A 21,432-nucleotide genomic window follows, 5' to 3' on the forward strand; every position below is an offset into this window, starting at 1 on the left:
CCATCAGGCACCTGCCTGCATCGGGCCCGCATTCACATTGTCGCCATCATTGCCGTCTTACGCTGCCCCCATCGACGCCAGGGACTGCTGCCATGACCACCCGCTACTACCTCACCCTGCCCGACTCGTCCCGCGCGCGCGGCGGTGACCCGGCGCTGGCGTTCACCGCCCACAGTGCCGAGGGGTTTGCGGAGCAACTACAGGACGCGCTCCGCGAACGCACGCTGTTCGACCGCTGGCGGCTGATGCAGCCGGAACCCGACGAGGTCGACCCGGCCTTGGGCGCCACGGACCCCACCGCGCAGGTGCACGGCCAGCAGCAGGACCTTCACATCAACCTGGTGGTGACCTCGGTCATCCCCGGCACGGTGCTCAAGCACCGCCTGCGCCTGCTGGCAGGCAGCCACTGGGAACTGCGGGACGTCACCGCGGCTTGAGCCGCCGTCGGGGGCCGCGGGATTTCGGCCGCAGCGTCGTGGCATGCGGCCGTTGGAGCGCTCCGCCCGCGCCTTGGTGCCGTGCCAGGTCAGCGCGCGCCCAGATCCTGCGGCGCCGCCGCCTCACCCCCATGGTTGGCCCATTGCGCCGCCGATAGCGCCACCCGCCCACTAACCCCGGCCCGCTCGAAGGCGTGGTGCAGGTGGGTCTTCACCGTCTCCGGACTGATGCCCAGGTTGCGCGCGATCTGCTTGTTGCTCAGCCCCTGGGCGGCCCATTGCACGATTTCGCGCTGGCGCTGGGTCAGCTGCGCCAGGCTGGGGTGCGGCGGTTCGTGGGCGAAGGCCGCGGCATCCACCGGCGGCAGCTCGTTCCAGGACGACAGCACCGCCCGCAGCATCAATGCCGGCTCCACCGCGAACAGGCCCGCACCGACCGCGCGCAAGGCCCGCAGCACGGTTTCCGGTGACGCATCCTTTTCCAGGCAGCCACTGGCGCCACTGCGCACGCAGTCCTGCAGTGCCGTGACCGTCGGCGAGCGGTAGAAGTACAGCCGGTGTGGCAGCGCCACCCGCCATGAGCGGATCTCGTGCTCGACTCGGGGATCATCGCCGTCCACCAGCAGCAGGGACGGCTGCTCCCCGCGCACAGCCCGCTCGCCCGGGCTTCGGGTACCCATCCACGACAGATCCCCCCGGGTTGCGAGGATCCGCTCCAGCCGCGCGCACCAGAGGCGGTCACTGCCAATAGCCATCACCGGCAAGCTTGTCATGTGCTCCACCCATCAGGTTAGGCACGGGCGCCCCTGCAACGCCGGCATTGCAGGTAACGCAGGAGCCCAGGGGGGCCGGCCAATTTGGGGTAACCCGCGTGAGCGATTCCGATGCCCCGGGGAGAAGCGGACGCTAACCCTGTGCAGTCAGTCAGGGGCTCCTTGGCTACACATCCCCACAGAATTCCGGAGCACAATCATGGTTACCAGAAAGGAGAAATCCACGAGGAAACGGTGGCCCATTGCAGCCCTTGGCGTGGCGCTGGGCGCCGTCATCGGTGGCGTGGCCGTACTGTCGAATGCCCTGGCCGTGCACCAGGCATCGGCCCCCTTCGAGCTGGATGGCAACCCGACCCGCGATGGGGCCATGGATGACTGGAACAACGTGTTCAACCTGCCGCTTCCCTACCCGACCCCCCGCGGCGTGCCCACCGCCGGCGACGGCGAATCGTTCGTGGTCGACAACGCCACGTTGCCCGGTGGCAAGGAACTCTCGGCCTGGTCCGGAAGCAACAAGGACATCGACCTGATCGGCACTTGGGAATACAAGGCGGCCAAGGTGGTGCCCGACAAGGACAACATCACCAACGCCTATGCCAAGGCCTACAAGGTGGGCGGGTTTGCGGGAGGCGACTTCCCGGGGCACCCAGCGGGTGTCCATGAGCACCTGATCATCTATTTCGGCGCCGACCGGTTCGCGAACAACGGCGATGCCGCCCTGGGCTTCTGGTTCTTCCAGGACGACGTCGGCCTTGGGCCCAACGGCAGCTTCATCGGCGAACACGAGATCGGTGACGTCCTCGTCCAGGTCGATTTCGTCCAAGGCGGCTCAAGCAGCGAGGTCCAGATCTTCAAGTGGGTGGGCAGCGGCGGCAACTTCGGCGCCTTGCAGGAGATCAAGTTCGGGGCGTCCAACGGTGCGGAAGTCTGCACCACCGACGACACCGCCTGCGCGATCACCAACGAGAGTCCGACCGCCTCGCCGTGGGCGTTCACGCCCAAGTTCGGGGTGGACAACATCTTCCCCAACGAGAGCTTCTTCGAAGCGGGCATCGACATCACCGCACTGGTGGGTGAAGTGTGCTTCTCCAGCTTCATGGCCGAGACCCGCAGTTCGCACTCGGAAACCGCGGAACTGAAGGACTTCGCCCTGGGCGACTTCGACCTGTGTTCGGTCGACGTGGAAAAGACATGCCTGGCGGATGCGCAAAGCCCGGTCGTCGACCCGGTCAACGAGACGTTCCAGACCAAGCACCAGGTGACGATCAACAATGACGGGTTCGGCGCCATCTACGACATCGAACTGCGTGACAATGCCGTGGCGGCAGCCAGCGGCAACACCAAGGCCAAGGTCTGTGCGATTGCCAGCATCACCGGCGACGGCGTCGGGATGGAGACCGTGCCCACGGGCGGGACGGTGTTCCCGAACAACACCACTTTCCTGCCGATCGCGGATGCGTTGCCGGCCGGTGGCTCCGTGACCGTCACGATGATGTGCATCACCGGTGAGAACCCGTTCACCAACGGCGTTTCCGTGCGGGCGGCTGCAACCACCGGCGGTGCGCAGACGGTGACCGATTCCGACACCGAAAGCGACCAGGTCCCGGGTGATGGGTTGGCCCAGTGCACCAAGACCTTGGACACGGGCCTGAAACTGCTGAAGTTCTGCCAGGGCGATCCGGGCGAATCCCCCGACGTCAACCCGCTGTACCAGGCGGGCGACCTGTCGGTGTTCCTGAACCCGGCCACCGGCTACAAGCCGGAGGTGTGCGTGGACATCGTGCTATCCAGCACCACCTCGAACCAGCGCATGGTCCTGGATCCGAACAACGGTGGCGTCTTCACCGACTCCGACCTGGGCAACCTGCTGCAGGACGCCAGCGGCCAGCCGATAGTGATTACCCTGGAGCCGATGGGCAGCACGGGCGACACCTACACCGTGTCGCGCTGCTACACGCCCACCGCGCCCGATGGCAACCAGACCGACCCGGGTCTGGCGACCTACAGCGATACGGTCAACGCCACCGGCCGGGGCAAGATCAACAATGCAACGGCCGTCGCGACCCCGAAGACGGCAACCTGCAAGCTGTGTCCGACCTGTCCGGACTGCCCGTCGGATTGACCTGATTCGCCAACGATAGGGCGATGCGTCGAGGGCGGTGGAGTGATCCACCGCCCTCTTTTCGCACGCCGTCGCGCGCTGCGATCAGCGCACCACGAAGCCACCCGTCGCCGCGGCGGTGGCACCGGACAGGGTCGCCTCGCTTTGCAGCGCATAGCCGCCCACCGCGCTCTTGCCCTTGCCAAGCTTGAGGCTATGGCGGGCGTAGCCGTCGCTGCCCGACGTCGCGCTCAGGCCGGTGCGGCTGCCGTTGGGCAGGGTTACCGTGGTGCGGACGGTGGCACCGGCCACCGGCGTTCCGTCGCGCAACACGCGAACGCTGATGTACGCGACTTCGCCCTTGGCGTAGGTCGACTTGTCGGTGCCCACAGCACTGGTCAGCGGCAACACCGAGCTGGACGGGGTCACGGTGTACGTGCTGCCTGCACCGGCGGTATGCACACCGCCAGCGCTGCTGGCGACCCCCAGCCCCACCCCATAGGTCCCTGCCGCAGCCCCGGCCGCGGAAGTCACGCCCAAGCCGACGCCGGCGCTGGCCCCCGGGCTGAGGGTGACGCTGGCGGCCGGCACCGAGCCGTTCCAGCCGGCGGGCACGTTGGCCGCCAGCATGAAGGTCGTTGCCCCGCACCCCGCGCTGTCCAGGTTGCGCAGGGTGCCCGCGTAGTCGATGCGGCTCCCCGCGGTGGCGCTCGCGCCTGCGCCCAGGGTAACGGCAGGCGCGGCACGGGTGCAGGTCGCCGCTTGGCCGGCCACGGTCACGTCCACCAGCGCACCGCCGGCGTCGGCCGACTTCACGGTGAAGCTGATGCCGGCGGCGGCGTCGCTGTAGCTGCGTCCCGGCGCCAACGCCGCGTCACTCATGTCGGCGAAGGTCGAACTCGCGAGACTGCCCGGCGTCATGTCCAGCAGCACGTTGGTCTGGTTGACGCCACCGACGTGGACCAGCACGCCCTTGGTCAGGTTGCCGGTCGTGGCCAGGGTCGCGTCGAACCCGGTGGGCTGGCGATATTCCAGGTAGTAGTACGACATTTCACCCGATGCCGGATCGGTGCCGCGCGGAATGCGCAGCGCCCGTACACCGCCGGTCGCGGCGCTCATCGGCGCGATGGCATAGCTGCCGCTGGCGGTGACGGTGGTGATGGCCGGCGCGCCATTCGCGTTGAGCCAGCCGATCTTCTCCTTGAACGCGGCGTTGAAATGCGTGACATAACCGCTGCCCATGGTGTCAGCCGGGTCACCGTAATTCTGCACCGCGCAGTCGCTGCCATAGGACGCGCTGCCGCACTCCAGGGCCTGCGCATGGAGCAGCCCGAAGTTGTGCCCCAACTCGTGGGCGATCATCTGCGGCGTGTGGTTGTTGGACGTCACCCACAGGCGCGACGGCGTGCTCGGCCCCGAGTTCGAGCCGGCACCGGAACAGGCGTTTTGCGGCAACAGGTAAACCAGACGCTGGTAGTCCGCCAACCGGACCCCCGCCGCGATGGCCAGCTTGTCGGCCTCAACGGCGAACAGGTTGACGTCACAGACGGCGCGACTGACCGGGATGGTGAACCAGCCGAACACGTCGCCGGACAAGAAGGTCTTCTGGTACGAGGCCTCCCACATCAGGTCGCTGACCGTGCCGAACACCATGGCATGTGCATCGGCAACACTCAACGGCTGCGAAACATCGTCCTGAAAATTGACGAGAATGACCGCCGTGCGTTGTTCGCCGATCGTGGCGGCGTTGGTCGTGGCCCAAGTGAGCGGCAGCAAGCCTGCGAGAAAAAGGAGCGCAAGCGCGCCCATGCGCCGCAGACTGCGGCGAGCCGAGGTGTTGAGCATGAAGTCAGATGCCCTGATTTAGATGGATCGGAAGGCATCCAGCCGGACAGCGCGCATCCGGCGCGCGAACGGGGCAAAAACGCTCCGTCGGGCACGTCCTTGTACTGTGTCGGGCACTGCGGCCCTGACATCGTTCCATGATCCGCATTGGCGTCGACCAGCTCTGGGAGACACGTCACAGAAAAGAACCGCGCCACCACTTGCAACCCGTTCATGAACCTGAAACGGGGTAATGATTCAGCATTTCCGCACTCGTTACGTGGAACGGAACGCCGGAGCGCGCGGCAAGAAAAAGGCAGGAAATGGGTTCGCCACTTCCTGCCTTTTGCAGTTCGCTGCTACGAAGCTCAGGCGATCACTTCACCGCGAACCCAGTGGTCGCGCTGCTCGCACTCTTTCCGCTCGAAACAACCGTGGCCCGCAGTGCGTACTGGCCAACGTAGGCACTGGTCTTGCCGGTTCGGTACGAGGCACGCGCGTAGCCGTCGCGGCCGCTCTTGGCCTTGATGGAGGTCGTACGGCCGTTGGGCAGAGTGATCACGAAGGTCACTGCGGCACCCGACACGGGGGTCGTGCCAATCATCACCCGCGAGCTCATGTAGACCGTCTGGCCACGCAGGTACAACGACTTGTCGGTGCCGATGCTGCTATTCAACGTCGGTGCCAGCACGGTGTACGTGTTACCCGCATTGACGGTATGCACGCTGCCAGCCGCACTGCCGGCGCCAGCTCCCACGCCGTAGGTCCCGGCGGTGGCACTCGTGGTCGAGGTGACATCCAGCGTGGTGTTGGCGCTGGTGCCCGGGCTCAACGTCACGCTGGCGCTGCCCAGCACGCCCGCCCACCCTGCCGGCACGCTCGCCGCCAGGTTGAATGTGGTCGGCGCACACGTGCTGCTGTCAGCGTTGGAAAGCGTAATCGCGTAGCGCAAGGCGCTCCCCGCGGCAGCGGACGTCGTGGTCGCGGTCAGGCTCATTGCAGGAGCGGCGCGGGTGCAGACCGGCGCCGGCTCCGGCGCAGGCGGCGTCACTACCGCCGAGCCTGACAGGCTGACGTCCACCACGGCGCCCGTGGCCGACACCGACGCCACCGAGATCGTCGACCCCGTCAGCGGATCGACATAACTGCGGCCCACTGTCAGCGCACCGTCGGCCAGGTCGGCCGTGCCGCCAATGGCGCTGTTGGGTGTCATGTCGATCTGGTGGATCGAGTCGCCGTCGCCCTGGGTGACGGTGCGCACCATCACGCCCTGCGCCAGGTTGCCGACGCCATCCAGCACGGCGTCCACGCCCAACGGCAGGCGGTAATCGAGATAGAACCACAGCGGCGTACCGTTCGCATCGGTGCCGCGTGGCACCTTGATGGCCTTCGCACCCACGCTGCCAGACGCATACGGCTCGATGGTGTAGCGCCCGCTGCGGTCGGCCACGAGGATCGGCGGAGAAACGCCGTCATTCAACCAGCCCATGCGCTCCTTGGCGTAGGGGCTGAAGTCACCGGTACGGACGTTGCCCATCAGGTCCGCGGCGTCTCCGTACGGCAGGCGGGTGCAGGTGTCACCGGTCGGCGAGATGTCGCAATCCAACGCATGCGCATGGCGCAGGCCCAGGTTGTGGCCCAGTTCGTGGCCAACGGCCTTCAGGTTGAACGAGCCGTTGATCCAGGCCATCGAGGGGTTTTCGTTCACCAGCGCGAGCCCCGACCACGAGCAGGCATTGCGTGGGAACATGTAGACCTTGCGGTTATAGCCGGACAGATCGCCGCCCGCTGCAGCCACGGCCTTGTCTGCCTCGGCGGCAATCAACATGCCATCCACGCAGGTGCTCTTGTTGTAGGGCACGGTGACCCAGTCAAACGTACGGCCGTTCAACCAGGTCTGGCCGAACGAGCTCTGGCGATAAAAAATGTTGGTGGTCTCGAACACCAGCGTGTTCGCCGCCTCGCGGGTCATCGGCTGCGAGGTGTCGTCCTGGAAGTTGACCAGGATGACTGCGACCCGCTGCTCGCCCAGGGCAGCCGGCAGCGCGGCCGCCGAGGTGACCTGGACGCTGCTGGTGGTGCCATCGAGCGTCAGCGCTTCGCCTGTCACGCGGCCACGCAACCGCACGCGACTGCCGGCCTCTGCCTTCATCGCGCGCCCTTCAGTCAACAGCTCCACACGACCCCGCGCGGTCTGCAGATAGTGGCGCGTCTGGACGCGCCCACCCGGGTAGTCCTCAATCAACACCTGCAGACGGCCGTCGAGGGAGACGGACGCGCCTTCCGCCATGCCACGCACAGGATTGGCTTGCAGGGAACGCGGCTGGGCGAGAGCCGAGGTGGCGACCAAGGCGGTCAGCAGGAGGACGGGCGCAACAACCCGACCTGCGCGCTTGGAAATGCGGGCAGCGAACATGGCAAGACTCGATAGGTGGTAGGAGGTCGACCATCCGGTCGTTTGAAGCCACTCCCTCCCCGGGAGGACCCGCCGGGCCGGACAGCCCGTCACCCGCGTCTATGCAGGGAGCCCCGCCCGGTCAACCCGGGTGGGACGGTTTGGATTCTCCCCACGCACCCCTTGTTAAACCGCGATTAACCGCACGCTTTGCGCGAGCGCGCGGTCGCGGTTTCGGAATCGTGACGCACTTGGCTAAAAGACGGCCGTGCAGGCGCTGCGAGGGCTCGCAGCGCGGTATGCATCAATCGCGCAGGGCGTGCGCGTGCCACGCGATGTGCGTGCCGATGAGGCTGGCGATGAAGTAATAGCTGTGGTCACTGCCCGCGTGCAGCGCCAGTTGCAGCGGATGGTCCGCTGCGCTGCAGGCCTCCTGCAATCGCCACGGTTGCAGCTGTTCCCGCAGGAAGTCGTCCGCCTCGCCCTGGTCCACGCGCAGCGGCAGGCGTTCGGTGGCGTTGGCCACCAGTGCGCAGGCGTCCCATTCCCGCCATGCGGACTCGTCAGGCCCCAGGTAAGCCGTGAACGCCTTGCGCCCCCACGGTACCTGTGACGGGGCGACGATCGGCGCGAACGCAGACACGCTGCGATAGCGCCCGGGATTGCGCAGTGCCAACACCAGCGCCCCGTGCCCGCCCATCGAGTGGCCACTGATGGCGCGCGCGGCATTCGCGGGGAAGTGCGCCTCCACCAGCGTCGGCAACTCATCCACCACATAGTCATGCATGCGATAGTGCGTCGCCCAAGGCGCCCGCGTGGCGTTGACGTAGAAGCCGGCGCCGAGCCCCAGGTCATAGCCCTCGCCATCGGGCACGCCATCGCCGCGCGGGCTGGTGTCGGGGGCGACCAGGATCAGCCCATGCTCGGCGGCATAGCGCTGCGCGCCGGCCTTGGTGATGAAGTTCTGCTCGGTGCAGGTCAGTCCGGAGAGCCAGTACAGCACCGGGCACGGCCCGTCGGCTGCCTGCGGCGGCAGGTACACGCCCACGTTCATGGCGCAACCCAGCGTGGCGGACTCGTGTCGCCATACTTCCTGCCAGCCGCCAAAGCAGGCGTGTCGCTCGATTCGTTGCATGTCTACTGCGCCTCGGTGTTGGCTGCGTCCGGGAACGACAGCGGAATGTGGATGCGACTATCGGTGTGCCATTGCACCTGCATCGGCGGGCCCGCGTCGCGAACGTCCTCATCGCTTACATCTTTGCCACTGCCATGGTTCACCTGGGCAAACCGATTCTTGTTGACGCTCACGGCTACAACCAGGCGGCTACCCGGCTGGAGTCGGCGGCTGGTCATCCGCGCCCGATCGAACCGGACCGCCGTTTTTCTACCCGGCGTCAGCAGCTGGCGAACCCGCATGTCATCGGCATGGCTGGCTCGGCCAAGGAAGTACGACAGGTGGAACAACTCGCCGGTAGGCATGCGCTCGTACAGCGTGACACTGAAGTCGAGGTCGCGACGGTCGGCGGTGAAGTGCAGTTCACCGGAGAAGATGCCCGAAACCTCCACCGCTGTGTCGAACGGGGCACTTTCGAACAGCAGGCCACTGGAGGCATCCAGCGTCTTGCCGACCACCGGGTCGGGATAGTGATCGCCCAGGCTTGTTTCCCGGTCCGCGAAATCCACCACCTGGCCCAGTGACGTGGTCGGCACATCGGGGCGCTCGGACAACGTATAGGTACCGCCCGCCTTCGCGGCGCTCAGGTACAGCGTGCGCCGCTCCTGGCTCATCGCGGCCACGGAGGGCGCATGCCTCCAGACGTTCGCGCCCATCACCTGGTAATTGATCCGGTCCCGCAGCAACGCGGGCCTGGGCGCGCCATGGAACACGTGGTCCATCCATTCAAACGTGACCTGCTGCGTGTCCATCGTCGCCGCCGGGTCGATTGCGTAACCGCCGACGGTCGCCGGCTTGCGCGCGGCCTGTGCACCGCCGTGGTCGTAGGGACCGATCAGCAGGTAATGCTCGGCGTCGGGCCGGTGCGCGTAGTGCTGCCGCAGGTAGTGCAGCGCCGATTGCTGGCCGTCGTCGAAGTACCCGGTGATGGTCAGCACCGGGATGTCGATCTTCGCGAATTCCCGACCGAAGGGGGTCATCCGCTGCCAATAGCGGTCATAGCCCGGGTGTTGGAGCCAGCGCTGGAGCCATGGATTCGGCGTGCCGTCGACGCGGTCGATGGCGCGGTAGGACGCGCCGCTGCGGTACCAGCGTTCGTTCAGCGCATCCCAGCGTTCGCCATCGAAGTAGGTGTCGTTGTCCAGCGCCTTGTTGTTCGTGACGTAGAACGGCCATGCGTAGTTGACGAACAGAAAGACATTGTTCTCCATCGGCAGGCCATTGCCGGGGTTGTTGGCGACGTAAGGCACGATGGTCTTGAGGGCGGCGGGAGGCCGCTTGGCCACCGCCCACTGCGTGAACCCGTCGTAGCTGCCGCCGTACATGCCAACGCGGCCGTCGCTCCACGGCTGGCGCGTAACCCACGCGATGACGGCCCGCGCATCATCGCCATCGCGTTCGTATGGCACCGGGGCCTGCGGGCTTCGGCCCTTGCCCCGGGTATAGGCAACCACGCCAACATAGCCACGCGCCGCCGCGCTCCTGGCATCCACGATCGCCTGGGCATCGTCGGCATAGATCGTGAAGCGCAACAGGGTCGGCAGTCCGGCACGCGCGCCGCGCGGCCTGATGGCAATCGCGGAGATCTCCGCACCGTCCGGCGTCCGCACGCGGGCGCGCAGATCCATCGCGTAGCGGCGCTCGTCATCCTCGTCGACGAGCGCGTCGACGAACGGATCGGTGGTCTCGAACGTGGAAAGCAGATGGCGCAAGCGGATCAGACCAATCGCGTCCGCAAGCGGGATGCGCGCACGTCCAACCGCCTTGTCCGCCGCCGCGTGCAAATCGCTGCGCAGGCGGCGCGCGTCGCCCTTGAGCCATGGCAATGACCGACTGGCATCAAGGTCCGACAGAGGCCGGAAAACTTCCTGGAAGGCGTCACGCACGCGGACCGCCTGCGCGCGCCCTTCGCCGGAGTCCGCGATCCGCGCACGCTCCGCGACCTGGAACACCCGCAGCGGCGCGACGCTGCCGGGATCGGACGCCATGCGCAGTCGCACCAGGGCGTCCAGTGTCTCTGCGGCGCCGCGATGATCCCCGGCAACGCCCTGCAGTCGGAACAGCGTGTTGAGGTAACGGGCGCGGTCCTCCTCCCGGTAGGCCGGGATCGCCTGCCGGGCCAAGTCCGGCAGGCTGTCGAGGATCGCGTCCGCATCCCGACTGGCCGCCGGAACCAGTTCCGTCACCTGCGCGAGCGCCGTCGAAAAGGACAGCGCCAGTAGAAAACCCGTGAGCAGTCTCAGCATTGCGTCCGATCCGGTTGCGTCCTGCGTTCGAATTTGGTGTCGATGCGCCCTGAGGCTAGCACCCGGTCACCGCTCAGTAGTGGATCACGCTCCGGATCGACTTGCCTTCATGCATCAGCTCGAAGGCGTGGTTGATGTCCTCCAGGCCCATCGTGTGGGTGACGAAGGGCGCGAGTTCGATCTCGCCGTGCATCGCATCCTCCACCATGCCGGGCAGCTGGCTGCGGCCCTTGACCCCGCCGAAGGCGGTGCCCATCCACTTGCGGCCTGTAACCAGCTGGAACGGGCGAGTGCTGATCTCCTGCCCCGCGCCGGCCACGCCGATGATCACGCTCTGGCCCCAGCCGCGGTGCGCGCATTCCAGCGCCGCGCGCATCACCTGCACGTTGCCGATGCACTCGAAGCTGTGGTCCACGCCCCAGCCGGTCATCTCCACGATCACCTGCTGGATCGGCTTGTCGTGGTCCTTGGGATTGACGCAGTCGGTAGCGCCCATCTGTCGCGCCAACTCGAACTTGGCCGGATTGGTGTCGACGGCGATGATGCGGCCGGCCTTCGCCTGCCGCGCGCCCTGGAGGACCGCCAGGCCGATACCGCCCAGGCCGAACACCGCCACCGAATCACCCGGCTGCACCTTCGCCGTGTTGTGCACCGCGCCGATGCCGGTGGTCACGCCACAGCCCAACAGGCAAACCTGCTCGTGGTTGGCCTCCGGGTTGATCTTCGCCAGCGACACCTCGGCGACCACGGTGTACTCGCTGAAGGTGGAGCAGCCCATGTAGTGGTACACCGGCTGGCCGTTGTACGAGAACCGCGTGGTGCCATCGGGCATCACGCCCTTGCCCTGCGTGGCACGCACGGCCACGCACAGGTTGGTCTTGCCGCTCTTGCAGAACAGGCACTCGCCGCACTCGGCGGTATACAGCGGGATCACGTGGTCGCCCGGCTTGACGCTGGTGACGCCCTCGCCCACCTCCACCACCACGCCCGCACCCTCGTGGCCCAGCACGCAGGGGAACAGGCCCTCCGGGTCATCGCCGCTGAGGGTGAACGCGTCGGTGTGGCACACGCCGGTGTGGGTGATCTTCACCAGCACCTCGCCCTTGCGCGGCGGCTCGACGTCGATCTCGACGATCTGCAAGGGCTGGCCTGCGGCGAAGGCGACGGCGGCACGGCTTTTCATGGGGATGTCTCCGGTGGGGGCGCCCACGGGGCGCACTGGATCGGTGGAATGTCAGGCTTGGATCGGCACGGGCTGGTCGGTGCGGATGGTCGGTGCGCGTGCTGCACCGGGACGAACCGGCGCGACGCGCACCTACTTGAGGTAGGAGCGCACCAGGCCGGCGAGCTCGGTAACGCGCTCGGCGCGCTCGCGGTCGGAACCGGCAGGCTCGCTGAAGCCTTCGCGGATATGCGCTTCCATCACCTCCGACATCAGGCCGTTGACCGCACCGCGCACCGCGGCGATCTGCTGCAGCACGGGCGCGCAGTCGGCCCCCGCCTCCAGCGCACGCTCCAGCGCCTCCAGTTGGCCTTTGATGCGGCGCACACGGGTCAACACCCGTTTTTTCTCTTGGGGGGAATGGGGCATGGCAACTCCCGCTTACGTATTCAATACTGGGGTATAGTATCAAAACGACGCAACGACGCCATCGCCGCCAGCGGACTCAACCCGTGTTCTGCACGCCCGCCGCAATGCCGTTGACGGTGGCCACCAGTGCGTTGAGCAGGTCGTCATCCGACCGCCCCGCCGCGCGCCAGCGCGCCAACAGCTCCACCTGCAGCAGGCTGATCGGGTCCACGTAGGGATTGCGCAACCGGATCGACTGCTGCAGTCGCTGGTCGCCATTGAGCAACTCGGTTTCGTCCTTGATGGCCAGGACCGCCGCGCGCGCGCGCTCGAATTCCGCCGCGATACCGGGGTGGAAACGCGCGTGCAGGTCGCCCTCGGGCAGCCCCTGCGCCAGCAGCGAATAGCGCTCGAAAATGCCGGGGTCGGACTTGGCCAGCACCATCTCCATGTCGTCCACCAGCGTGCCGAAGAACGGCCAGTCGCGCGCCATCTCCGCCAGCGCCTCCCGCCCGTGGCGGGCCAGCGCCCGTTCCAGCGCGGTGCCGACGCCGTACCACGCGGTCAACCCCGCGCGGTTCTGCGACCAGGCGAACACCCACGGGATTGCCCGCAACGAACCGATGTCGCCCGTGCCCGCGCGCTTGCTGGGGCGCGAGCCGATGCGCAGCCGCTCGATCACGTCGATGGGCGTCGCGGCACGGAAGTAAGCCGGGAACAGCGCGTCCTCGTGCACCAGCGCGCGATAGTGCGCGCGCGAGTCGCCGGCCAACTCGGCCGCGATCGCACGCCAGGCACTTTCGCGCGGCTCCGGCGGTCGCGGCCGCAACGTCGCGCGCAACACGCCACCGGTGGCCTGCTCAAGATTGCGCAGTGCCAGCGCCCGAATGCCGTACTTGCGATGGATCACCTCGCCCTGCTCGGTCAGGCGCAGGTAGCCATCCACCGAACCGCGCGGCGCGGCGATCACCGCGCGCTCGGTCTTGCCGCCGCCGCGACTGACCGAACCGCCACGCCCGTGGAAGAAGGCAATCTGGACGCCGCTGTCGCGGGCCAACTGGGTGAGGGCGATCTGCGTCTGCTGCAGCGCCCAGCGCGAGGCCACAGCCCCGCCGTCCTTGGCGCTGTCGGAATACCCCAGCATTACCAGCTGGCGGTTACCACGCGCGGCCATGTGCGACCGGTACACCGGATCGGCAAACAACGCACGCAACGTCGCGGACGACGCATTGAGGTCGTCCACGGTCTCGAACAGCGGCGCCACGTCCAGCGGCACCTGGCCGTCCGCATCCACGCAGCCGGCCACACGGGCCAGCGCCAGCACCGCCAACGCGTCGGCGGCGGTGCGGCTCATGCTGATGATGTACGGGCCGAAGGCGCGCGCGCCGTACCGCGGGCGCAGCGCGGCCACGGTGCGGAACACCGCCAGCGTCTTGGCTGCCGGCGCGGCATCAAGGTGGGGGACGGACGGCCGCGGCGATTCCAGCAGCGCATGCAGGCGCTGGGCACGCTCATCCGGCGTGCGCGCGTCCCAGCCAGCATCGTCGAACAACGCCGCCAACGCGGCATCGTGGGTGCCAGAGTCCTGGCGCAGGTCCAGCGTGGCCAGGTGGAAGCCGAAGCACTGCACGCGCCTGCGCACGCGCTGCACCGCATGCGCGCCGGCATGGGCGCCGCCATGCGCGGCCAGGCTGTCGGCAATCAGGTCCAGGTCGGCGAGAAACGCCGCGGCATCCGGATAGCCTTCGCGATCCTCGTGCGTGTTGGCCCACAGCCGTTCGATCATCAGGGTGAGCAGGTTGCGGTACGGCATGTCCGCATGGCGCGGGTGCAGCTTGGCCGCTGCCGTGGGCATCAGCGCGCGGTACGCGGCCACCTGAGCGAGGACCGCATCGGACGCCGCCACGCGCGACAACGACTGGCTAAGTGTTTCAGCCAGCGCCGTCAGGTCACGGCGGTACGCGGCCAGCACCAGCGCGCGCTGGCCGGCGAGTGTCGCGGCAATCGTGCCCGCGCCCACATTCGGGTTGCCGTCCATGTCGCCGCCCACCCAGGTACCGAAGCCGAGCACAGGAGGCAGCGATGCGGCGCCGGGAAAGTGCTCGCGCAACGCCTCCTCGAACACCTCGCAGTACACGGGCACCACGCGGTACAGCACTTCGGCCAGGTAGTAACTGACATGCTCGAACTCATCGGTCACGCTGGGCTTCACCGGCGGCGCCTCGGCGGTCTGCCAGCTCGCGGTCAATGCCATGCGGATGCGCTCGCGATCCACGCGACGCTCCACCGGCGTGCGGCCGCGGTCGATGTCGTCCATCAGGCAACGCACGATCAGGCGCTCCTTTTCCAGCAGTGCGCGACGCACGGCCTCGGTCGGATGCGCGGTGAACACCGGCTCGATCCGCAGGCGCGGCAGCAGCGCCGCCACTTCCTCCACGCTGACCCCCTCGCGCGCCAGATCGCCCAGTACCGCGCGCAGGCCACCGGGTTGCGCGCCATCACCACTGCGCTCGTGGTCGCGGCGGCGGCGGATGCGGTGCACGCGCTCGGCCAGGTTCACGGCCTGGAAATACGTCGCAAAGGCACGGACGAGGTCGGCGGCGCGGAGCGTTTCGATGCCGGCCAAGGCATCGGCCAACTCCGCCACGGGCGCCTGCTGCTCGCGGCGGTGGATGGCGCTGCGGCGCAACGCTTCCACGTCGTCAAGGAAGCGCTGCCCGCACTGCTCGGCCAGGATCTCGCCGACCAGGCCGCCGAGCGATTTCACGTCCTCGCGCAGCAAGGCATCGGTGGCGGCAAACGCCACGGTGCGCAACGGTTCTTCGGCAAGGAAGGCAGCGGGGGATTGGGACACGGGCGGGTGGGCGCTGGGGGGGTGACCGCATTGTGGGCCCAGCCGCGTGGCCGTGGCGCAACGGTAACGCGCGCAACTTCCGGCCTCGCCGAGCTGTCCGCCGATGCCGGCCGGCCGCGTTGGCTTCAAATGTGAACGATTGAGGCTGCCGTCATGTCGGATGCATTGCTTCGGGCTGCGGGCCCGCTCGTCACCGCCGGGCTGTTCCTGACGCTGGCCGGCGGCTGCAGCTCGGCGCCGCCGCCGTCGATGGGATCGGCGGACAGCGCGCCCGTCCTGCTGGACAACATGGGCGCCGCCCACCGCGACACCGGCAGCCGGGTGGCCGCTGCGCAGCGCTACTTCGACCAAGGTCTAAGCCTGACCTACGGCTTCAACCACGAAGCGGCGGGGCGCGCGTTCGCCGAAGCCGCACGGCTCGACCCGACCTGTGCCATCTGCGTGTGGGGGCAGGCGCTGGTGTTGGGACCCAACATCAACCTGCCGATGGACCCCGCGCATGCCGCCGAGGCCACACGGCTCGCCGGCCGTGCGCAGGCGCTGGCCGCCGGGGCGAAACCCGTCGATCGCGCCCTGATCAAGGCGCTGGCGCAGCGCTATGTCCACCCCGCCCCAGCCGACCGCAAGCCGCTCGACGCGGCGTACGCCAAGGCCATGGCCGACGTGGTGCAGCGCTTTCCCGACGACGACGATGCCGCCACGCTCTACGCCGAAGCGCTGATGGACCTGTCGCCGTGGGCGTACTGGAACCCCGACGGCAGCCCCGCCGCGCACACCCCGACACTGTTGGCGGCGTTGGAACGCGTGCTGGCGCGCAGCCCAGACCACATCGGCGCAATCCACTACTACATCCATGCGGTGGAAGCTTCGCCCAACCCCGGGCGCGCCGAGCGCCATGCCAACCGGCTCGCGGATCTGGCTCCGGGTTCGGGTCATCTGGTGCACATGCCCGCACATACCTACATCCGCGTGGGGCGTTACCACGACGCCACGCTCACCAACCTGCGCGCCAGCAAGGCCGACCAGGCGTTCCTGGCCTTCTGCCGTGGCAGCAATGGCGTCTACCCGTTGGGTTACGTGCCGCATAACTGGCATTTCGCAGCGATGACCGCGGGCCTGCACGGCTCCAGCACCCTGGCCCTGGAGGCGGCCGACCAGACGGCCCGGCGTGCCGATCCCAAGCAACTGGAGCAACTGAGCTTCATGCAGCAGTTCATCGCCACGCCGCTGTACACGCAGGTGCGGTTCGGCCGCTGGGACGACGTGTTGGCCACCGCGCATGCGCCGGCCAACCTGCCGTATCCACGGGGCGTGTGGCACTTCGCACGTGGGATGGCCTACGTGCGCACGCAGCGCCTGGCCGAAGCCGAGCGGGAACTGGCGGCACTGGAAGCCGTGACCCGCGAGCCGACCCTGGCCAGCACCCCGCTGTGGGGCATCAATCCCGGCGACCGCGTGCTGGCGGTGGCGGTGCCGCTGCTGCGGGGCGAACTGGCGCTCGCGCGCCACGACCAGGCCGCCGGTTTGGCCGCGCTGCGCGACGCCGTCGCCGCCGAGGACCGCCTGGCCTACAACGAGCCGGCGGACTGGCCGCTGCCGGTTCGCCCCTACCTGGGCGCGGCACTGCTCGCCGCGGGCCGTGCCGACGAAGCCAGCGCGGTGTACCGCGCCGACCTCACGAAATATCCCGAGAACGGCTGGTCACTGCGCGGCTTGGCGCAGGCGCAGCGCCGCATGGGCGACGTGGCCGCCGCCACCAACAGCGAGCGGCGGCTGGCCCAAGCGTGGCAGTGGGCGGATACCCCTCTGCCCGCGTCGCGCTTCTAGTCCGCGATGTGGCTCAGCGGCACGCGTTCGCGTCGCGCACGCATTGCCGGTTGGTGGCGCAGTAGATGTAGCCGGCCGCGCAATCGGCCGAGCTGTTGGCCACCGTGCGGCACAGGCCACTGACCGGCTCGCAGCCGAAGCCCGCCACCGCGCAGTCGTTGCTGGCGCCGGCACTGCTGCGGCTCAGCGTCGGCGTCTCGCAATAGGCGTGGACCTGACTGCCGCCACGGCGGGTCCATTCCGCCAGTTGCTGTCCAAGGCGCGCGTTTTCGTCACGCAGCGCCTGGTTCTTCGCCCGTTCCTTCTCCCACTGCTGGCGGTAGTCGATCACGATGGTGTCGATCTTTGGCGCCGCCACCATCGGTCGGACGGGCGCCACGGTCTGTGCAACCGACGACGCGGACAGCACCAGCAACAACAGCACCCCAAGACGCTTGACCATCTGCCTGCTCCCCATGGCCGCGGTGCGGCCGTGGATGCAGGATAACGGGAATCGTTGCGCGCGGACTCAGTAGGCGAACGCGCGGAAGACGCGGTCGATGTCGCCCTGCCACTCGCCATGGAACAGCGCGAGCTTGCGCTCGGCCGGGGTGATGCCGGCGTCGACGAACTCCATCAGCGGCTCGAGGTAGATCGACTCGTCGGCGCCATTGCCGTTCAGGCGAGCGCGTCGGGCCAGGCCGTGCGCGGAAATCTCCAGCGCGCGGCGCGCCAGGTCCAGCACCGTGCCGCCACGGAACGGCAGCTTCAGCGCATGTTTGGGCACGCCGTCGCGCAACGCATGCAGTTCGGCCAGGCTGAAATCCTTGATCAGGTCCCAGGCTGCGTCCAGCGCGGTGTCGTCGTACAGCAGCCCCACCCAGAACGCCGGCAGGGCGCAGATGCGGTTCCATGGTCCGGAATCGGCACCGCGCATTTCAAGGTACTTCTTCAGCCGCACCTCGGGGAAGGCGGTGGTGCTGTGGTCGGCCCAGTCCTTCAGCGTCGGCAGCTGGCCCGGATAGGCCGGGAGCTTGCCGTCCATGTAGTCGCGGAACGACTGGCCGCTGGCGTCGATGTAGGTGCCGTCGCGGTAGACGAAGTACATCGGCACGTCGAGCAGGTAGTCGACGTAACGTTCGTAGCCAAAGCCGTCCTCGAACACGAAGTCGAGCAGGCCGGTACGGTCGGCATCGGTGTCGGTCCAGATGTGGGAGCGGTAGCTGAGGTAGCCGTTGGGCCGGCCCTCGGTGAACGGCGAGTCGGCGAACAGCGCGGTAGCGATGGACTGCAACGCCAGCGACACGCGGAACTTCTTCACCATGTCGGCTTCGCTGCCGACATCGAGGTTGACCTGCACGGTGCTGGTGCGGGTCATCATGTCCAGGCCCAGCGAGCCGACCTTGGGCATGTACTCACGCATGATCTTGTAGCGGCCCTTGGGCATCCACGGCATCTCGTCGCGGCGCCACTTGGGCTGGAAGCCCATGCCGAGGAACCCAAGCCCCATCGGCTCGGCCACCGCGCGCACTTCCTGCAGGTGGCGACTGGTCTCGCAGCAGGTCTCGTGCAGGTTGGCCAACGGCGCGCCGGACAGCTCCAGTTGTCCGGCTGGCTCCAGCGACACCGATGCGGCGTCTCGGGTCAGGGCAATGACGCGGCCGTGCTCTTCCACCGGCGCCCAGCCAAACCGGGTCAACCCCTTGAGCAGCGCCTCGATGCCACGTTCGCCGTCGAAGGCGGGTGGACGCAGGTCGTCGGTGCGGAACCCGAACTTCTCGTGTTCGGTGCCGATCTTCCAGTCCTCGCGCGGCCGCACGCCGCTGGCGAGGAAGTCGATGAGCTGGGCCCGGCCTTCAGCGCCGGTGCCGATGGGGACATCCTTGACCTGACTCGGACCGGACACGGGCACCTCACTGGGGGACGGGTCAGGCGATATGCGGCCATCGCCGGCGATCGCAAGACCCCAGCAGTTTAGCGGCGCGCGCGGCCCGGACAACCGCAGCCGTGAAACGCTCTGGTGCGCCGCCGCGTGGATTGGTCGCCTGGCGTGCCCCGCGACCGACCTGCGTCGTTGGCGTTACTCCGCGCGTCCGGAGTATGCGTGGTACGTCGGACCTGCGAAGTGTTTCGTGCGGTTGAGATACACCCGGCGCAGGCACGCGACATCGTCCTCGCAGGCATTGCGCAACGGGTTGGCCGCGCGATGGCCCGCGGCAGGCTTGGCTACAACCAATGGCGTGACGGCGACGATTACGGGCAAACGACTTCGCCGGTCAGCGCACGACCAGGCGCATTACTCGGCGTACTCCGAGTAGGCGTGCGCGCCCTCGAATATCTTGAACCGGTCGTCGTACGCCTTGCGCAGACAACTCACCTTGGCGCAACGGCGGCTCATCTCCGTCAACCAGCGCTGGTGGATGGCGCGTTCCGCCGCCGGCTGCTTGGAAAACGCCAGCAGGTTGTGGAGCGTGCCGGCCATGCGGCGGTCCATCTCAGTCAGCTCCGGCGTGGAACAGACCAGTTGCTCCGCGGTGTTCTGCGGATGGTCGCAGTCGAAGCGGGGCACCAGCATCAGGCCTTCGCGCGTTTTCACCGGCCAGTCATAGGCCGGAGCATTGTTGCCGGTCATGGCGCGGTCAGCCGCGGCTGCGGCTGCGATCTCATCCTCCGTGGCTTCGGTCGCGTCAACCTCGCCGTCCGGCGCCTCGCCCAATTCCGAATCCGCGTCCGCGCCGCCATCCCCCTTGTCGATGGCGGGTAGCGATCCCGGCACGCCGGCGTTAAGGGGTGCAGACGCCAGCTGCGCAAGATGGCGCCGGTCGTCGTCGGAGACCTCGCGGATGAACCGCAGCGTGTCCTCGCTCCCGCCGTGGTCCGTAAGCACCAGGTGGAAGTCGCCCCGAGCATGGTCGGCGCGCTTGCGCAGGGTCCACACCACGTCGCGCCCGTCAACCGGCATCCGCAGGTTCACGGTCTGCTGCTGGAGATCGACGGAACCGACGCGGACGGGTACTCCCTCGTCACCGACAAACATGTCGAACCTGTCGCCATCACGCAGCAGGTAAAGCAGCGCACCCAGGCGCTCGCTGCGCCAGACCCCGCTGACGTCGTCCAGCAATGCCTCGTCTGGCGTGGCCGTGCCTGCAACGGGGGCTGCGGCATCCGTCCCGATCGGACCCGACTGCTTGCACCCCACGCACAACAACAGGGCAAGCGACAGCCAGAACATTCGCGGCATGCATCCTCCTTGATCGCATTGGGAATCCGTCCACTGGCGTGGGCCAATGGCGGTGCGGCAGCCCGTGCCGCCGGTCGTCGATCCTACACGGCATCCTGTTGCAGGATCACATCTCCAGCCAACCGCCGATCACCGCGCGCGCATCGTCCACGCCCAGCTTGGACTCACCGGAAAACACCTGCAGGCTGACGCTGTCGGCGAACTGCGACGACAACTCCTTGCGCACGGCGGCCAGCGATTGCATCTGCTGGTTGCGGCTGAGCTTGTCCGCCTTGGTCAGCAGCGCGTGCGCCGGCAGGCCGCGACGCACCGCATAGCCCAGCATCTGCAGGTCGTAGTCCTTGAGCGGGTGGCGGATGTCCATCACCACCACCAGGCCGCGAAGCGCCTGGCGCGTCTCGAAGTACTGCTGGATGAACGCCTGCCAGTGGGCCTGCAAGTCCTTGGGCACCTTGGCGTAGCCATAACCGGGCAGGTCGACGAGGTAGCGGTCGGTGGTCGGCGGGATGTCGAAGAACACCAGTTGCTGGGTGCGTCCCGGTGTCTTGGACACGCGGGCCAGCGCGTTCTGGTTGCAGATCGCGTTGAGCGCAGTGGATTTGCCCGCGTTGGAGCGGCCCGCAAAGGCCACCTCGAAGCCGCCATCGGGCGGCAACTGGCGCGGGTTATGGGCGGCCAACAAGTATTTGGCGCGGGCAAGGGGATTCGACATCCGCGTAGGATCGCACGGCCCGCGGGGTTCCGGTCGAAACCCCGCGCTTGCGTATGGTTTGGCCCCACTCCCCTCTTCCCGCAGCCCCGGGGACACCCCTCGCATGGTGGTGACCGCCGGCCGTCGCACCTCGGCGGCTGCCGGACCGCGGGGCGACACCTTGGGTGCAAACGCAACCGAAACGAGCCGCGGTTCCCGGCTTCGGCGGACGGCGCGTTGACCCCATCGCACCCGCCGACGATAATTCCGCGGTTCCGGCGCCGCTTGCGGTGCTGCCCGTTTGCCTGCCTACACATCAG

At 67.8% G+C, this 21,432-nt stretch carries 16 protein-coding genes; 4 read left to right on the forward strand and 12 right to left on the reverse strand.

Going from position 1 to position 21,432, the window contains the following annotated elements:
* The first annotated feature begins 92 nt into the window (after positions 1–92).
* A complete protein-coding gene (locus tag N800_RS08805; protein ID WP_036137151.1) occupies positions 93–437 on the forward strand; it encodes a hypothetical protein in 345 nt (114 codons plus the stop codon).
* An 89-nt stretch (positions 438–526) separates the two neighbouring features.
* Here the strand turns inward: N800_RS08805 and N800_RS15345 are convergent, their stop codons facing one another.
* On the reverse strand, positions 527–1,210 hold the full coding sequence (locus N800_RS15345; RefSeq protein WP_084087393.1) for a response regulator transcription factor: 684 nt from the start codon (positions 1,208–1,210) through the stop codon (positions 527–529).
* Between the two features lie 256 nt (positions 1,211–1,466).
* On the opposite strand from N800_RS15345, the gene N800_RS15350 reads away from it, so the two are divergent.
* Positions 1,467–3,332 (forward strand): hypothetical protein, encoded by a 1,866-nt coding sequence (locus N800_RS15350; RefSeq protein ID WP_052108103.1) that lies wholly within the window; start codon positions 1,467–1,469, stop codon positions 3,330–3,332.
* A gap of 84 nt (positions 3,333–3,416) precedes the next feature.
* Here N800_RS15350 and N800_RS08820 read toward each other — a convergent pair whose 3' ends face one another.
* A complete protein-coding gene (locus N800_RS08820; protein WP_198032502.1) occupies positions 3,417–4,964 on the reverse strand; it encodes a metallopeptidase domain-containing protein in 1,548 nt (515 codons plus the stop codon).
* Positions 4,965–4,967: 3 nt separating this feature from the next.
* Here N800_RS08820 and N800_RS16095 point away from each other — a divergent pair, with 3 nt between their 5' ends.
* Positions 4,968–5,297, forward strand: a complete 330-nt coding sequence (locus tag N800_RS16095) for a hypothetical protein (RefSeq protein ID WP_198032503.1) — start codon at positions 4,968–4,970, stop codon at positions 5,295–5,297.
* A gap of 214 nt (positions 5,298–5,511) precedes the next feature.
* On the opposite strand, the gene N800_RS08825 is transcribed toward N800_RS16095, so the two are convergent.
* The 6 genes from N800_RS08825 to ppc form a co-directional block, all read right to left on the reverse strand.
* Positions 5,512–7,551, reverse strand: a complete 2,040-nt coding sequence (locus tag N800_RS08825; protein WP_052108107.1) for an NEW3 domain-containing protein — start codon at positions 7,549–7,551, stop codon at positions 5,512–5,514.
* Positions 7,552–7,834: 283 nt separating this feature from the next.
* Positions 7,835–8,665, reverse strand: coding sequence for an S-formylglutathione hydrolase (gene fghA / locus N800_RS08830; protein WP_036137154.1), 831 nt, complete (start codon positions 8,663–8,665; stop codon positions 7,835–7,837).
* A 2-nt stretch (positions 8,666–8,667) separates the two neighbouring features.
* Positions 8,668–10,950 carry a CocE/NonD family hydrolase gene (locus N800_RS08835; RefSeq protein WP_052108108.1) on the reverse strand — a complete coding sequence of 761 codons (2,283 nt, stop codon included), beginning with the start codon at positions 10,948–10,950 and terminating at the stop codon, positions 8,668–8,670.
* Between the two features lie 73 nt (positions 10,951–11,023).
* Positions 11,024–12,133 (reverse strand): S-(hydroxymethyl)glutathione dehydrogenase/class III alcohol dehydrogenase, encoded by a 1,110-nt coding sequence (locus N800_RS08840; RefSeq protein WP_036137157.1) that lies wholly within the window; start codon positions 12,131–12,133, stop codon positions 11,024–11,026.
* Between the two features lie 132 nt (positions 12,134–12,265).
* Positions 12,266–12,541, reverse strand: coding sequence for a formaldehyde-responsive transcriptional repressor FrmR (frmR, locus tag N800_RS08845; protein ID WP_036137160.1), 276 nt, complete (start codon positions 12,539–12,541; stop codon positions 12,266–12,268).
* 76 nt (positions 12,542–12,617) lie between these two features.
* Positions 12,618–15,374: a phosphoenolpyruvate carboxylase gene (ppc, locus tag N800_RS08850; protein WP_232227575.1), complete on the reverse strand. Its 2,757-nt coding sequence runs from the start codon at positions 15,372–15,374 to the stop codon at positions 12,618–12,620.
* Positions 15,375–15,527: 153 nt separating this feature from the next.
* On the opposite strand from ppc, the gene N800_RS08855 reads away from it, so the two are divergent.
* Entirely contained in the window at positions 15,528–17,201 is a 1,674-nt protein-coding gene (locus tag N800_RS08855; RefSeq protein WP_156962927.1) for a hypothetical protein, read from the forward strand.
* 13 nt (positions 17,202–17,214) lie between these two features.
* On the opposite strand, the gene N800_RS08860 is transcribed toward N800_RS08855, so the two are convergent.
* From N800_RS08860 to yihA, 4 genes are all read right to left on the reverse strand, one after another.
* Positions 17,215–17,643, reverse strand: a complete 429-nt coding sequence (locus N800_RS08860) for a hypothetical protein (RefSeq protein ID WP_036137162.1) — start codon at positions 17,641–17,643, stop codon at positions 17,215–17,217.
* Between the two features lie 66 nt (positions 17,644–17,709).
* Positions 17,710–19,086, reverse strand: a complete 1,377-nt coding sequence (locus tag N800_RS08865) for a glutamate--cysteine ligase (RefSeq protein ID WP_036137292.1) — start codon at positions 19,084–19,086, stop codon at positions 17,710–17,712.
* A 390-nt stretch (positions 19,087–19,476) separates the two neighbouring features.
* Positions 19,477–20,421: a lysozyme inhibitor LprI family protein gene (locus N800_RS08870; protein WP_156962929.1), complete on the reverse strand. Its 945-nt coding sequence runs from the start codon at positions 20,419–20,421 to the stop codon at positions 19,477–19,479.
* 106 nt (positions 20,422–20,527) lie between these two features.
* The gene (gene yihA / locus N800_RS08875) at positions 20,528–21,133 is read right to left on the reverse strand and encodes a ribosome biogenesis GTP-binding protein YihA/YsxC (RefSeq protein WP_036137169.1); all 606 of its coding nucleotides are present in this window, start codon (positions 21,131–21,133) and stop codon (positions 20,528–20,530) included.
* Positions 21,134–21,432: the final 299 nt, after the last annotated feature.

It is taken from the genome of Lysobacter daejeonensis GH1-9, assembly GCF_000768355.1.
Lineage (GTDB): Bacteria > Pseudomonadota > Gammaproteobacteria > Xanthomonadales > Xanthomonadaceae > Aerolutibacter > Aerolutibacter daejeonensis.

Excerpts from the sequence above, each read along its gene's own strand:
- N800_RS08805 (WP_036137151.1), top strand. The coding sequence starts at position 93 with ATGACCACCCGCTACTACCTCACCCTGCCCGACTCGTCCCGCGCGCGC.
- N800_RS15345 (WP_084087393.1), bottom strand. The coding sequence starts at position 1,210 with ATGACAAGCTTGCCGGTGATGGCTATTGGCAGTGACCGCCTCTGGTGC.
- N800_RS08820 (WP_198032502.1), bottom strand. The coding sequence starts at position 4,964 with ATGGTGTTCGGCACGGTCAGCGACCTGATGTGGGAGGCCTCGTACCAG.
- N800_RS16095 (WP_198032503.1), top strand. The coding sequence starts at position 4,968 with ATGTGCATCGGCAACACTCAACGGCTGCGAAACATCGTCCTGAAAATT.
- N800_RS08825 (WP_052108107.1), bottom strand. The coding sequence starts at position 7,551 with ATGTTCGCTGCCCGCATTTCCAAGCGCGCAGGTCGGGTTGTTGCGCCC.
- fghA (WP_036137154.1), bottom strand. The coding sequence starts at position 8,665 with ATGCAACGAATCGAGCGACACGCCTGCTTTGGCGGCTGGCAGGAAGTA.
- N800_RS08835 (WP_052108108.1), bottom strand. The coding sequence starts at position 10,950 with ATGCTGAGACTGCTCACGGGTTTTCTACTGGCGCTGTCCTTTTCGACG.
- N800_RS08840 (WP_036137157.1), bottom strand. The coding sequence starts at position 12,133 with ATGAAAAGCCGTGCCGCCGTCGCCTTCGCCGCAGGCCAGCCCTTGCAG.
- frmR (WP_036137160.1), bottom strand. The coding sequence starts at position 12,541 with ATGCCCCATTCCCCCCAAGAGAAAAAACGGGTGTTGACCCGTGTGCGC.
- N800_RS08855 (WP_156962927.1), top strand. The coding sequence starts at position 15,528 with ATGTCGGATGCATTGCTTCGGGCTGCGGGCCCGCTCGTCACCGCCGGG.
- N800_RS08860 (WP_036137162.1), bottom strand. The coding sequence starts at position 17,643 with ATGGTCAAGCGTCTTGGGGTGCTGTTGTTGCTGGTGCTGTCCGCGTCG.
- N800_RS08870 (WP_156962929.1), bottom strand. The coding sequence starts at position 20,421 with ATGCCGCGAATGTTCTGGCTGTCGCTTGCCCTGTTGTTGTGCGTGGGG.
- yihA (WP_036137169.1), bottom strand. The coding sequence starts at position 21,133 with ATGTCGAATCCCCTTGCCCGCGCCAAATACTTGTTGGCCGCCCATAAC.